Below are 11272 nucleotides of genomic sequence, written 5' to 3' on the forward strand. Positions count from 1 at the left end.
CCTTTTCAGTAGCCCCGCGTGCGGTCCACCAGCCCTGTCATGGGCGTGCCTGCGTGAAAGCGGTGCAGGTTGTCGATGACCACGGCGGCTGCACTCAGCGGTTGCGTCATGCTGGCGATGTGTGGGGTGATCTGCACGTGGGGGTGGCGCCACACCGGGTGCGACGCGGGCAAGGGTTCCGGGTCGGTCACGTCAAGCACTGCCTCGGCCAGTTGGCCCGTGGCCAGGGCGGCCAGCAGGTCGGAGGTGACAAGCTGCGGGCCGCGCCCCACATGCACGAGGGATGTGCCTGGAGGCAGGCGACTGAACAGGTCGGCGTTCAGGAATCCCCGGGTCGAATCGGTCAGCGGCAGCAGGCACACCAGGATGTCGAGCTTTTCCAGAAATGCGGGCAGCTCGTCATTGCCTGCATAGCAGCCAATGCCCTCGAGGTGGTGGCGCGAGCGGCTCCAGCCCGCGCAGGCAAAGCCCATGCCCTGGAGTTGCTGCAGCACCGCCTGGCCCAGCGAGCCCAGGCCCAGCACGCCCACGCGGCGCTGGCTGGCAGGGCGCACGGGCAGCGGGCGCCATTCGCCGCGCTGCTGCTGGCGGCGGTACTGGGGCATGTCGCGGTGCAGGTCCAGCACTGCTCGGGTCACGTACTCGACCATGCCCTGGACGATGCCCGGCTCCACCATGCGCACAACGGGCAAGTGGGTGGGCAGTGCATTGAAATTGAACTGGTCCACTCCTGCTCCTGAAGAGAACAGCACCTCCAGGTGGGGGAAGCGTTCTGCCAGTTGCTCGGGCGGTTCCCAAGCTGCCAGAAACCGGACTTTGGCCGGGTCGCCAATGTCGGGCCAGATGCGAAAGTCGATCTCTGGGGCGCGTTCGCGAAAGACATCCGCCCACTGCTGGCCACGCACCGGGTCAGACTTGTAGAGAAAGGTGGCCGGAGGGAGGGGGGCTGTGGAGCTCATGCGCGAAAAAGGAGTGGAGCGTAGGTGGCCTGGCCGTGTGGCGGGCGGAATGTGGCCCGGGAGCGGTCAGCCCACGGCCTGGGTCACGATGGCAAAGAGCCGGGAGGCACCTTCCGGGTGCTGCAGGGGCGTGCCACGCACCATGGTGGTGGGCGCGTCTACACGCAGCAGTCCAATGCTCTCCAGCCATTCGGCCAGGCCGGAGTCAAAGTCAATGTCGATGCGGGTGAAGTGCCCGGCGTTCATGCCCGCCAGGTGGGCGATGAGGGCTTTGGCGCTGTCGGCATCGGGGGCCACCACGGGGCCGATCGCGTGCCCGCGACCAAAGCGGCGCAGCATCGCAAAACCTTTCTGGGTGCCATCGTGGTCCAGCACCACGCAGGCGTCTGCCTGCGCCAGCAGGTCGTCGATGAGGGCGGGACGCGGCATGCCACGGGCCTCGGCGTCCAGCTGGTGCAGGGCATGCGCCTCGTTCAGGCCTGCTGGGCGCAGGCGCCAACCGGCAGGCAGCCCGATCAGCGGCGTGGGTTGCGCCACGCCCTGGTGCTGGCGGACTTCCCCAATGCGCACAAAGCCCAGCCGTTCATACAGGCCCCGGCCCTCGGCCGTGGCGTGCAGCAGCACCGTGCAATCGTCCAGGCCATCGAGCAGGGCCGTCATCAGCCGGTGGCCGATGCGGCGCCCCTGGCACGCGGGCGTCACGATGACCAGGCCCATCGTGGCGTGCCGCTCGCCCCAGCGCCAGCGCTGGGCTGTGGCGATGATCTGCCCGTCGCGCTCGGCCACCAGGCCTTCGGCGTGCGCAAACACCTGCTCCCAGTCGGTCGGGCGATGGGGCCAGCGCAATTCTGCCGACAGTGCCTGGGTGTGGGGGAGATCGGCTTCGGTCATGGGGCGCAGCAGCACGCCGTCGTCGGTCGCCGTGGCGTTTTCGAGGGCCGGGAAAGGGGACTTCAAGCGCATGAACAGCAACCTTGTGTCATTGAAATTGCTGTCTATCTTGGACGACAACGCGCCTGCACGCCAGTGCGAATAAGGGTTTGCCAGCAACTTGCAAGCTTTGCCTGTGTGGCCCGTGGCTTTTGCAATTCGCTGCGGCGCAAGGGGCTCTTACGGCCACAAATGCTGGGGCTTACTGCCTAGCATCAATGACAGTTTTCGCCAGTGCGTTCACGCGCCTGGCGGCGGGTTTTTCGCCTCCAAGTTTTCTCATCTTCCTCTTCGGTGCCTGTATGCAGTTATTTGATCCCCGCTCCATTGCCGTCACCAGCGGCCACTTCATCGGTGGCCGTGTGGTGCCCGACACCGCGCGCCTGAGCGTGCTGCGCCCTTCGGACGGGCAAGAGCACGCCGGCCTGCCACTGGCCGACGCCAGTACCGTGGATGCCGCTGTGCAGAACGCCTGGCAGGCTTGGCGCAGCAGTGACTGGGCGCGGCGTGCCCCGCGCGAGCGGGCCCGGGTGATGCGGCGATGGGCCGACCTGATCGAGGCCGACGGGGAGCATCTGGCCACGCTGGAGGCCGTGTGCTCCACCCGTCCTGTGCGCGATGCCATGGCGTGGGATGTGCCGTTCACGGCCGAGGGGCTGCGGTTCTTTTCGGAATACGCCGATAAGCTGGGGGGCGAAGTGGCAGCCACGCGCCATGACCACCTGGGCATGGTGGTGGCCGAGCCCTATGGCGTGGTGGGTGCCATTACCCCGTGGAATTTCCCCCTGGTCATGGTGTCGTGGAAGGTGGGCGCCGCCCTGGCAGCAGGTAATGCCGTGGTGCTCAAGCCCTCGGAAATGACGCCGTATTCCGTCATCCGCCTGGCGGAGCTGGCCATCGAGGCCGGGGTGCCCGCTGGCATCTTCAACATCGTGCAGGGCGATGGCCGCACCACTGGTGACGCCCTCACGCGCCACCCGCTGATCGCCAAGATGACGTTCACGGGCTCCACCCGCACGGGGGCCGCCATCATGGCCAGTTGTGCCCTGCAGGGCCCCAAGCCTGTGACCTTGGAGCTGGGTGGCAAAAGCCCGCAGCTGGTGTTTGACGATGCGCCCGATGTAGACCGCCTGGCGGGCATGGTGGCGGGGGCTATCACGGGAAATGCGGGTCAGGTATGTGTGGCTGGCTCGCGCCTGATCGTGCAGCGTGGCATCGCAGAGGCGCTGGTTGATCGCATTGCGCAGCGCTTTTCGGCGCTGCGGCCCGGCGCGACCTGGGATGCGCAGGCCACCTTGCCGCCCATCATCTCCGCGCCGCAGGCCGCACGGATTCTGGACATCGTGGAGCGCGCGCGGGATGCGGGTGCACAACTGCGCTGCGGCGGGGGGCTGTTTGACGGCGGTCCCGGTGGAGCGTATTTTCAGCCCACCTTGGTGGAAGGCGTGACGGCCACCAACCCCGCGGTGCAGGAGGAAATCTTCGGCCCCGTGCTGACCGTGCAGACCTTTGACACCGAAGAGGAGGGCCTGTCGCTGGCCGCGCACGAGCACTATGGTCTTGCAGCGGGTGTACACACCGCAGACCTCGGCCGTGCCCTGCGTGCCATGCGCAGCCTCTCGACAGGCACGGTGTGGATCAACCGCTATGGCCGCAGCGCGGATTTTGTGATTCCGACGGGCGGGTACCACCAGTCGGGCATTGGCAAGGACCTGGGGCGCCAGGCGGTGGAAGCCAATCTGCGCTTCAAAAGTGTGCTGATCGACTTTGCTGCGGCGCACTAATGGTGCGGAGGTGCACGCATGCAGTGCACACCGCACGGCATGCCGCAGGCCCCCACGCAATGCGCAACTTTCTCGCGTGGACGCCCCCCATTTCCCAACATGTTCTGCGCGCTTGCGTGCTCCAATGAATTTGTAATAACTCTGTCGCAAACGGTGATTAAACGATGCGACCCGCCACGGTCGGTGACCGTTCCAACAAGGATTCGAGACCATGACTTTCCGCCCCAAGTACGTGACCTTTGACTGCTACGGCACGCTCACCCGCTTTCGCATGGGCGAGATGACGCGCGAGCTGTTTGCCGACCGCATCCCGGCCGAGCGCATGGAGCAGTTCATTGCCGACTTCACGGCCTACCGGTTTGATGAAGTGCTGGGCGACTGGCAGCCCTACGAGGTGGTGCTCAAGAACGCCGTGCGCCGCCTGTGCAAGAAATGGAAGATTCAATACTTCGACGCCGACGGCCAAAAATACTACGACGCCGTTCCCACCTGGGACCCGCATGCCGATGTGCCCGCCGGTTTGGCCAAGGTGGCCAAGGAGATCCCGCTGGTCATCCTCTCCAACGCAGCGGACGCGCAGATCCAGAAGAACGTGGCCATGCTGGGCGCACCGTTTCACCGTGTGTACACCGCGCAGCAGGCCCAGGCCTACAAGCCTCGCCTCAAGGCTTTTGAATACATGCTCGATTCGCTCGGATGCAACCCCGAGGACGTGCTGCATGTGTCCTCCAGCCTGCGCTACGACCTCATGTCGGCCGACGACATCGGCATCAAGAACAAGGTGTTTGTGAACCGTGGCCACGGCCCCGGCAACCCAGCCTACGGCTACACCGAGATCCAGGACATCGGCGGCCTGCCCGGTGTTGTGGGCCTTTGATCCCTGGCGCGAAACCACGAACCCACGGCACACCATGAAGCTCGACTCCTACTGGAACGACTCGCTGCCCGCTTTGCCTGGCGCGGCGGCCCCGGCGCTGCCTGCGCAGGTCGATGTGGCCATTGTGGGTGGCGGCTTCACGGGGCTGTCTGCGGCCCTGGCGCTGGCCCGGCGTGGTGCCCGTGTGGTGGTGCTGGAAGCCGGCGCCACGGTGGCCCCCGAGGCCTCAGGCCGAAATGGCGGCCATGTCAACAATGGCCTGGCGGTGGACTACGCCGATGTGGCCGCCAGGGTGGGTGTCGACCAGGCCCGCGCCTGGTACCACGCCTACGACGACGCGGTGGATACCGTGGACCGCCTGGTGCGCGAGGAAGGCATTGACTGCGACTTTCTGCGCCACGGCAAGCTCAAGCTGGCCACCAAGGCCTACCAGATGGACGCACTGCACCGCAGCGCCGAGCGCCTGGTGGCCGACGGTGTGGACACCGACGTGCAGGTGCTCGATGCCGCACACGTGCAGGCCGAAGTGCAGAGTGAGCGCTTCATGGGCGGGCTGCTGTACAAGCGCAGCGCGCAGATGCACATGGGGCGCTTTGCCCAGGGCCTGGCCCAGGCCGCACAGCGCCATGGGGCGCAGGTCTACACCGGTACGCGGGTGAACCGCGTGGAACGTGTGCAGGGGCAGGTGCACCGCCTGCACACCGACCGTGGGGTGGTGCGGGCCAACCAGGTGCTGTTGGCCACAGGTGCATCCCGCCACGGCGGCTACGGCAGCTTTGGCTGGCTGCGGCGGCGCATCGTGCCGATTGGCAGCTTCATCGTGGTGACCGAGCCTCTGGGTGCCGACCGTGCCAGCGCCTTGTTGGCAGAGCGCCGCACCTACACCACCATTGCGAACATCCACCATTACTTTCGCCTCACGGCCGACCACCGCCTGGTGTTTGGCGGTCGTGCACGGTTTGCCATCTCCAGCCCGCAGTCCGATGCCGCCAGTGGCGAGGTCCTGCGTGCAGGCCTGGCTGCCACGTTCCCTCAGTTGGGCAAGGTGCGGCTGGACTACTGCTGGGGTGGCCTGGTGGACATGACCCAGGACCGCCTGCCACATGCGGGTGAACGCGATGGCCTGTTTTATTCCATGGGCTACAGCGGCCATGGAACGCAGATGTCCGTCCACATGGGTCAGTGCATGGCCGACGTGATGGCGGGTGATGCCAGTGCCAACCCCTGGAAGGGCCGCGACTGGCCTGCCATTCCCGGCCACTTCGGGCCCCCTTGGTTCCTGCCCGCGGTGGGCCTGTATTTCCGGCTCAAAGACCGGGTGGCTTGACGGCGAGACGACCGAAAGAGCCCACATCCGTTTGATTTTTTGACGACAACGATCCCACGACCCCCTCCCTTTTTTTCAACCAGGAGCATGACCATGAGCGATAGCCACAAACAGTTCCAGAAACTTGTCGGTCCCAGCGAGAGCCTTCGCGTGATGGACTCGCTCAAGCGGGGGGCTACCCGGCGTGACGTGCTGGCCATGCTGACCGCTTGTGGCATGCAGGCCACGGTGGCTGGCAGCATGGCCGGGTTGGCCACATCGGCCCATGCCCAGACGCCCCGGCGCGGTGGGCGCATTCGCGTGGCGGGCGCCACGGCCGCTGCCACCGACACGCTGGACCCGGCCAAGCAGTCCAACCAGACCGACTACTCGCGCGGCAACATGCTCTACAACGGCCTGACCGCGCTGGATGGTTCGCTCACGCCCCAGCCCGCGCTGGCCGAATCTTTCAACACGCAGGATGCCAAGACCTGGGTGTTCACCCTGCGCAAGGGCGTGGTCTTCCACGATGGCAAGGCCTTGTCGCCCGCCGACGTGGTGTTCTCCATCCTGCGCCACAAGGACCCGGCCACCGCATCCAAGGCCAAGGTGCTGGCCGACCAGATCGAGGCCGTGCGCGCCAGCGGCCCCAACGAAGTGACTGTCGTGCTGTCGGCCCCCAACTCCGACCTGCCGGTGATCCTGGGTACCTTCCACTTCCACATCGTCAAGGAGGGCACCACCGACTTCAATGCTGGCATTGGCACGGGGCCCTACAAGCTCAAGGAGTTCAAACCGGGCGTGCGCTCGCTGGTGGTGCGCAACGATGCCTACTGGAAGCCTGGCAAACCGTACCTGGATGAAATCGAGTTCGTGGGCATTGGCGACGAAACGGCCCGCGTGAATGCGTTGCTTTCGGGGGGCATGGACCTCGTGGCATCGGTCAATCCGCGCTCGGTGGCGCGTGTCAAGGGCACACCCGGTTTTGGCATCTTCACCACGCAGTCGGGCCAGTATTCCGACCTCATCATGCGCAAGGATATGGGCCCCGGCATGAACCCTGATTTTGCGCAGGCCATGAAGTTCCTGTTCGACCGCGAGCAGATGAAGAAGACCATTGCGCTCGACTACGCAGTGCTGGGCAACGACCAGCCCATCGACCCCACCAACCGTTTCTACTTCAAGGACCTGCCGCAGCGCCCCTTCGACCTGGACAAGGCGAAGTTCCATCTGCAAAAGTCTGGCGTGACGGGCAAGGTGCCCATGGTGACTTCGCCCGCCGCGATGTACTCGGTGGAGATTGCGCTGCTGCTGCAACAAGCCGGGCAGCGAATCGGGCTCGACATCGATGTCAAGCGCATGCCCGCCGATGGCTACTGGTCCAACCATTGGCTGAACAGCCCCGTCGGCTTTGGCAACGTCAACCCCCGCCCCAGTGCCGACACCATCCTCACGCAGTTCTTCAAGTCGGACGCCGCCTGGAACGAGTCGCGCTGGAAGAGCGCTCAGTTCGATCAGTTGCTGCTCGCTTCCCGCGCCGAAACGGACCTGACCAAACGCAAGCAGATGTATGCCGACATGCAGACCATGATCCACACCGAAGCCGGTATCGGCATCCCGCTGTTCCTGGCCAGCATTGACGGGCACAGCTCCAAGCTCAAGGGGCTCGCACCCATTCCGCTGGGCGGCCTGATGGGCTACGCTTTCGCCGAGCACGTCTGGCTTGATGCTTGACGCGCCGGGCTGGAAATCTGCAACGGAAGGCTTTGCATGAACCGCGTGATTTTCTCGCTGCTGGCCAAGCGCCTGCTCATTGCGCTGTTGTCGCTGCTGGCGGTGTCGGTGATCGTGTTCTCGATCACCGCCGTACTGCCGGGCGACGCCGCGCAAGAGCAGCTTGGCCAGGAAGCGACCCCAGAGGCCCTGGCTGCGTTGCGTGCGCAGATGGGGCTCGATGTGCCCGCCCCCGAGCGCTACCTCAAGTGGCTCTGGGGTGCGGTGCGCGGTGACCTGGGGCAGTCCGTGACCACGCAGATGCCCGTGGCCGATCTGGTGGGCAGCCGGTTGCCCAATTCGCTGCTGCTGGCTGCGGTGACCGCGCTGTTTTCCGTGCCCATCGCCCTGTTGTTCGGTATCTCGTCCGCAGTCTGGCGGGGTTCGTGGTTGGACCGCATAGCGTCGAGCCTGTCGGTGGCGGTAGTGTCGGTGCCCGAGTTTCTGGTGGCCACGCTGGCGGTGCTGGTGTTTGCGGTGCAGCTGCGCTGGCTGCCCGCGCTTTCGTATGTGAGCGACATCGAATCGGTGGGGCAGATGCTGCGCGCCTTTGCCATGCCAGTGCTCAGCCTGTGCTGCGTGATCGTGGCGCAGATGATGCGCATGACGCGTGCGGCGGTTATCGACCAGCTCGAAGCCCCCTATATCGAGATGGTGCGCCTCAAGGGTGCTTCGCCCCTGCGCATGGTGCTGGCGCATGCGCTGCCCAACGCGGTGGGCCCCATTGCGAATGCGGTGGCGCTGTCGCTGTCGTACCTGCTGGGTGGTGTGATCGTGATCGAGACCATCTTCAACTACCCCGGCATCGCCAAGCTCATGGTGGATGGTGTCACCCAGCGCGACATGCCGCTGGTGCAGACCTGCGCCATGATTTTCTGCACCGGCTACCTGCTGCTGGTCACGCTGGCCGATGTGTGCGGCATTGTGGCCAACCCGCGTCTGCGCCATCGCTGATGCTCAACGACTGGGGACTTTTCTGATGGATACGCTTCCTCCTTCTTCTGGCGCCCCCGCGCTGGTGCATGCGCCGCTGCGGGGCGGGGTGCTGCACTGGTTGGCCGGTTTTGGTTTCTCCGGCCTGGTGGGGCTGGCCATTCTGGTGTTCTGGCTGTTCGCAGCGCTGGCGGGCCCTGCGCTGCTGCCCGCTCATCTGGTCAACCTGCAGGCCTCGGTCGTCTATGCGCCCATGGATGGCATGCACTGGCTGGGCACCGACTATCTGGGGCGCGACATGCTCGTGCGCGTGGTGCAGGGGGCCCGCTACACGGTGGGCGTGGCCTTGGTGGCAACCCTCATCGCCAGCGGCACGGGCACGGTGCTGGCACTGCTGGCGGCGGCCAGCGGCACGGTGCTTGATGCTGTCCTGAGCCGATTGCTCGATACCCTGACTTCCATCCCGAGCAAGATGTTTGCGCTGGTGCTGGTGGCGGGGTTTGGGTCATCGATTGGCATGTTGGTGTTCACCGCTGCGCTCATCTACGTGCCTGGCGCTTTTCGCATTGCCCGTTCGCTGGCCGTGAACATCAATGCCCTGGACTATGTGACCGTGGCCCGCACGCGGGGTGAGGGCACGCTCTACATCATGCTGCGCGAGATCCTGCCCAACATCCTGGGGCCCATGCTGGCCGACCTGGGCCTGCGCTTTGTGTACGTGGTGCTGCTGCTGGCCAGCCTGAGTTTTCTGGGCCTGGGCATCCAGCCCCCCGAGGCCGACTGGGGCTCGCTGGTGCGCGAAAACATCGGCGCCTTGCCCGAGGGCAGTGCGTCGGTGATCGCACCGGCCATGGCCATTGCCAGCCTCACGATTGCGGTCAATCTGGTGATCGACAACCTGCCGGGCCGTGCCGCCCGTGAACGCTAAGGAGCTATAGATGGGTGCTTCGGTCATCGTAGAAGGTCTGCACATCACGGCGGGGGATCAGACTCTGGTCGATCACTTGAGCTTTGTCATTCAACCCGGCGAGGTGCTGGCGCTGATTGGCGAGTCGGGCTCGGGCAAGACCACCACGGCCCTGGCCTTGATGGGCTATGCCCGGCGCGGCTGCGCCATTTCTGGCGGCAGCGTGCGCATTGGTGACACCGATGTGTTGAAGCTTTCGGCCGCAGGGCAACGGGCCTTGCGCGGCCGCACCGTGTCGTACATCGCGCAAAGCGCGGCGGCCTCGTTCAACCCCTCGCGCACCATCATGGACCAGGTGGTGGAGCCTGCGCGCATCCATGGCACCCTGTCCCGCGCCGAGGCTGAGGCCAAGGCGGTGCAACTGTTTCGTGAACTGGCGCTGCCCGACCCCGACACCATCGGCCAGCGCTACCCGCACCAGGTCTCGGGCGGGCAGCTGCAGCGGCTCATGGCGGCCATGGCGCTCATCACCGACCCCGAGGTGGTGGTTCTGGACGAGCCCACCACGGCGCTCGACGTGACCACGCAGATCGAAGTGCTGCGCGCCTTTCGCCGCGTGGTGCGCGAGCGCCGCGCCACGGCGGTGTACGTGAGCCATGACCTGGCCGTGGTGGCGCAGATGGCCGACCACATCCTGGTGCTGCGCGGCGGCAAGGCGCAAGAGGTCAACACCACGGCACGCATCCTGTCCGAACCCGCGCACGAATACACCCAGAGCCTGCTGGCGGCCGCCCGTCCGGCACCCCGTGCCGCCGAGCACTGCAAGGGCGAGGGCGAGCTGCTGCTGGAGGTGCGCGAGCTTTCCGCCGGTTACGGCACTGTGGACTCCAAGGGGCAGCCTGCCACGCTGATCCTGGAGGACATCAACTTCAAGCTCTACCGGGGCCAGGCCGTTGGCGTGATTGGCGAATCCGGCTCGGGCAAGACCACGCTGGCCCGTGCCATCGCCGGGCTGATTGCTCCGTGCAAGGGCAGCATGCTGTTCAACGGGCGTGAGCTGCTGCCTGACCTGCGCCAGCGCAGCAAGGAAGAGCTGCGGCAGGTCCAGATCGTCTTCCAGATGGCGGACACGGCGCTAAACCCGTCGCAGACCATTGAACGCATCCTGGCGCGTCCGCTGCAGTTCTACAAGGGGCTGCAAGGACCTGCACTCCAGCGCCGCATCCACGAGCTGCTGGACCTGGTGCGCCTGCCGCACTCGGTGGCACAACGCCTGCCTGGCGGCTTGTCGGGCGGGCAAAAGCAGCGGGTGAACCTGGCGCGTGCCCTGGCGGCCGAGCCCGACCTGATCCTGTGCGACGAGGTGACGTCGGCGCTGGACACCGTGGTGGGCGCGGCCGTGCTCGACCTGATGGCCGACCTGCGGCGCGAACTGGGCGTGTCGTACCTCTTCATCAGCCACGATCTGCACACCGTGCGGTCGGTGTGCGACGAGATCATCGTCATGCAGCACGGCCGCAAGCTGGACCAGGTGGCGCGTGCCGACTTTGACCGGGGCCCCCACCATCCGTATTACGAGCTGCTGGCCGCCTCGGTGCCTGAGCTGCGCCAGGGCTGGCTGGAAGAGCGCGACGTGCCGCGCCCTGTGGTGGCACCCACCCTGGCTGTGGCCGCCTGAATGCTTCATTGAGAACGAAGAAGGAAAAATCCATGATCCCCGCGTTCCGCATTGCAGTCATTGCCGGAGACGGCATAGGCAAGGAAGTGATGCCCGAAGGCCTGCGCGTGGTGCAAGCCGCCGCA

Annotated in this window: 9 protein-coding genes; 7 read left to right on the forward strand and 2 right to left on the reverse strand. The window is 65.8% G+C overall.

Annotated elements, in window-relative coordinates; translation table 11 throughout:
* Nucleotides 1–5: 5 nt before the first annotated feature.
* Together ASE52_RS00555 and ASE52_RS00560 are read right to left on the reverse strand one after the other, a co-directional pair.
* Entirely contained in the window at nucleotides 6–959 is a 954-nt protein-coding gene (locus ASE52_RS00555) for a glyoxylate/hydroxypyruvate reductase A (RefSeq protein ID WP_057222988.1), read from the reverse strand.
* A gap of 66 nt (nucleotides 960–1025) precedes the next feature.
* Nucleotides 1026–1922: a GNAT family N-acetyltransferase gene (locus ASE52_RS00560; protein ID WP_057225041.1), complete on the reverse strand. Its 897-nt coding sequence runs from the start codon at nucleotides 1920–1922 to the stop codon at nucleotides 1026–1028.
* A 269-nt stretch (nucleotides 1923–2191) separates the two neighbouring features.
* Here ASE52_RS00560 and ASE52_RS00565 point away from each other — a divergent pair, with 269 nt between their 5' ends.
* The 7 genes from ASE52_RS00565 to ASE52_RS00595 all read left to right on the forward strand — a co-directional run bounded on the left by ASE52_RS00565 (nucleotide 2192) and on the right by ASE52_RS00595 (nucleotide 11147).
* Nucleotides 2192–3673 carry an aldehyde dehydrogenase family protein gene (locus ASE52_RS00565; protein ID WP_029413492.1) on the forward strand — a complete coding sequence of 494 codons (1482 nt, stop codon included), beginning with the start codon at nucleotides 2192–2194 and terminating at the stop codon, nucleotides 3671–3673.
* 211 nt (nucleotides 3674–3884) lie between these two features.
* Nucleotides 3885–4550: a haloacid dehalogenase type II gene (locus ASE52_RS00570; RefSeq protein WP_010460163.1), complete on the forward strand. Its 666-nt coding sequence runs from the start codon at nucleotides 3885–3887 to the stop codon at nucleotides 4548–4550.
* Between the two features lie 34 nt (nucleotides 4551–4584).
* Complete coding sequence (locus ASE52_RS00575; protein WP_057222990.1) at nucleotides 4585–5877, forward strand: FAD-binding oxidoreductase; 1293 nt, start codon at nucleotides 4585–4587, stop codon at nucleotides 5875–5877.
* A 93-nt stretch (nucleotides 5878–5970) separates the two neighbouring features.
* Nucleotides 5971–7590, forward strand: coding sequence for an ABC transporter substrate-binding protein (locus tag ASE52_RS00580; protein WP_010460167.1), 1620 nt, complete (start codon nucleotides 5971–5973; stop codon nucleotides 7588–7590).
* A gap of 36 nt (nucleotides 7591–7626) precedes the next feature.
* Nucleotides 7627–8583 (forward strand): ABC transporter permease, encoded by a 957-nt coding sequence (locus ASE52_RS00585; protein ID WP_010460169.1) that lies wholly within the window; start codon nucleotides 7627–7629, stop codon nucleotides 8581–8583.
* A 25-nt stretch (nucleotides 8584–8608) separates the two neighbouring features.
* On the forward strand, nucleotides 8609–9490 hold the full coding sequence (locus ASE52_RS00590) for an ABC transporter permease (RefSeq protein ID WP_057222991.1): 882 nt from the start codon (nucleotides 8609–8611) through the stop codon (nucleotides 9488–9490).
* A gap of 10 nt (nucleotides 9491–9500) precedes the next feature.
* Nucleotides 9501–11147 carry an ABC transporter ATP-binding protein gene (locus ASE52_RS00595; RefSeq protein ID WP_057222992.1) on the forward strand — a complete coding sequence of 549 codons (1647 nt, stop codon included), beginning with the start codon at nucleotides 9501–9503 and terminating at the stop codon, nucleotides 11145–11147.
* Nucleotides 11148–11272 lie beyond the last annotated feature (125 nt).

This window comes from Acidovorax sp. Root275 (assembly GCF_001428965.1).
GTDB classification, from domain to species: Bacteria; Pseudomonadota; Gammaproteobacteria; order Burkholderiales; family Burkholderiaceae_C; genus Acidovorax; species Acidovorax radicis.

Excerpts from the sequence above, each read along its gene's own strand:
- ASE52_RS00555 (WP_057222988.1), bottom strand. The coding sequence starts at position 959 with ATGAGCTCCACAGCCCCCCTCCCTCCGGCCACCTTTCTCTACAAGTCT.
- ASE52_RS00560 (WP_057225041.1), bottom strand. The coding sequence starts at position 1,922 with ATGCGCTTGAAGTCCCCTTTCCCGGCCCTCGAAAACGCCACGGCGACC.
- ASE52_RS00565 (WP_029413492.1), top strand. The coding sequence starts at position 2,192 with ATGCAGTTATTTGATCCCCGCTCCATTGCCGTCACCAGCGGCCACTTC.
- ASE52_RS00570 (WP_010460163.1), top strand. The coding sequence starts at position 3,885 with ATGACTTTCCGCCCCAAGTACGTGACCTTTGACTGCTACGGCACGCTC.
- ASE52_RS00575 (WP_057222990.1), top strand. The coding sequence starts at position 4,585 with ATGAAGCTCGACTCCTACTGGAACGACTCGCTGCCCGCTTTGCCTGGC.
- ASE52_RS00580 (WP_010460167.1), top strand. The coding sequence starts at position 5,971 with ATGAGCGATAGCCACAAACAGTTCCAGAAACTTGTCGGTCCCAGCGAG.
- ASE52_RS00585 (WP_010460169.1), top strand. The coding sequence starts at position 7,627 with ATGAACCGCGTGATTTTCTCGCTGCTGGCCAAGCGCCTGCTCATTGCG.
- ASE52_RS00590 (WP_057222991.1), top strand. The coding sequence starts at position 8,609 with ATGGATACGCTTCCTCCTTCTTCTGGCGCCCCCGCGCTGGTGCATGCG.
- ASE52_RS00595 (WP_057222992.1), top strand. The coding sequence starts at position 9,501 with ATGGGTGCTTCGGTCATCGTAGAAGGTCTGCACATCACGGCGGGGGAT.